Here is a 1,300-nt window from a genome sequence, read left to right on the forward strand (position 1 = left end):
TGGGGTGACCCGGTTTTGGTGGAGTCTTGTTCTCGGGTGATTTTGATGAACGAACGAGATAGGCCGCGGGCGCGGCGTGCGGGTGAGCACTATTCGATGGAAGAGCGTTCCGCGGCAGTCAAGCTTGTGCGATCGTCGGCTGGACGCACGATCCGCGAGGTTGCCGCGGAACTCGGAATCGCGCATCAGACGCTGTATCGGTGGGTGGCGCACGCCCGGGATGCGGAGATCGATCCTGCGGGCACGATGTCGGATGCTGCGCGGCGGAGGGTGCGAGAGCTGGAGGCGGAGAACGAGCGGCTGCGTCGTGAGTTGGACTTCCAGGTAAAAGCGCAGGCCTTCATGCGTCAGATCTCGAACCGGCAGAGCGGTTCGAAGTGATCGAGCGGATGAAGGCCGACTTCAGCATCGTGTTCCTCTGCGCCCGACTGAAGGTATCGGTGTCCGGCTTTCATGCATGGCGAAAGCGACCAGTGTCCGCGCGGGCTGAGCGACGCTGGCAGCTGAGCACGAAAGTTCTCAACGTGTTCGTCGACTCTTCCCGCGCTGCGGGTCACCGCAAGATCGCTGCGACATTGGCCGCTGATTTCGGGGTCCACGCGAACCGCAAAACGGTCCTCGCGATCATGCGGGATTTGGGCATCATGCCACCTGCCGCACGAGCAGCGTTCCGTCGTGCAGCGGCTCGAGCCCGCACCACGCCTGACCCTGGTGATCTCCTCGAACGACGCTTTCAAGACACCGTCGAACCCGGCACGGTTCTTGTTGGCGACATTACCTACGTGTCTACCGGCCAGGGATGGTTGTATGTCGCGACCGCGATCGACCTCGCCACCAGGACCGTGCTGGGATGGGCATCGAGTAAACGACAGACCGCAGCACTGGTGATCACCGCACTCTCGCGCGCGATCGCGACCGGTCACGTCCGCCCCGGCGCGATCTTCCACTCCGACCACGGCACCCAATACCGCTCACGCCGGTTCATGATGTTCTGCGCCCGCGCCGGCATCCGACGCTCGATGGGCAAGAACTTCGAATGCTGGGACAACGCCGTCGCCGAGTCCTTCTTCTCGAAGCTGAAGAACGAGCGCCTCCGCTGGCACCGATTCACCAGCCGCCACGCCGCGACCCGTGAGGTCGCCGACTACATCCGATACTTCAACGACAGACGACGCCATCAAGCCCTGGGCTACGCCACTCCAGCCGAAGCGATGGCCCATCTGACACGGACCACCGCCGCCAAAGCGGCCTAACCAGAACGGAAATGAGAACAACACTCCACGACACGCGGGCCGCCCTA

The 1,300-nt window shown here is 63.2% G+C and carries 2 protein-coding genes; both read left to right on the forward strand.

The genetic code is table 11. The features are described 5' to 3' along the window. The coding region (locus ACI3KS_RS19575) for a transposase (protein WP_404920209.1) at positions 1–381 on the forward strand (381 nt) is incomplete at its 5' end. Further along, a complete protein-coding gene (locus ACI3KS_RS19580) occupies positions 378–1,253 on the forward strand; it encodes an IS3 family transposase (RefSeq protein ID WP_404920210.1) in 876 nt (291 codons plus the stop codon). The genes ACI3KS_RS19575 and ACI3KS_RS19580, both read left to right, overlap by 4 nt. Positions 1,254–1,300: the final 47 nt, after the last annotated feature.

The sequence above is a fragment of the Microbacterium sp. ZW T5_45 genome (assembly GCF_044987415.1).
GTDB lineage: Bacteria > Actinomycetota > Actinomycetes > Actinomycetales > Microbacteriaceae > Microbacterium.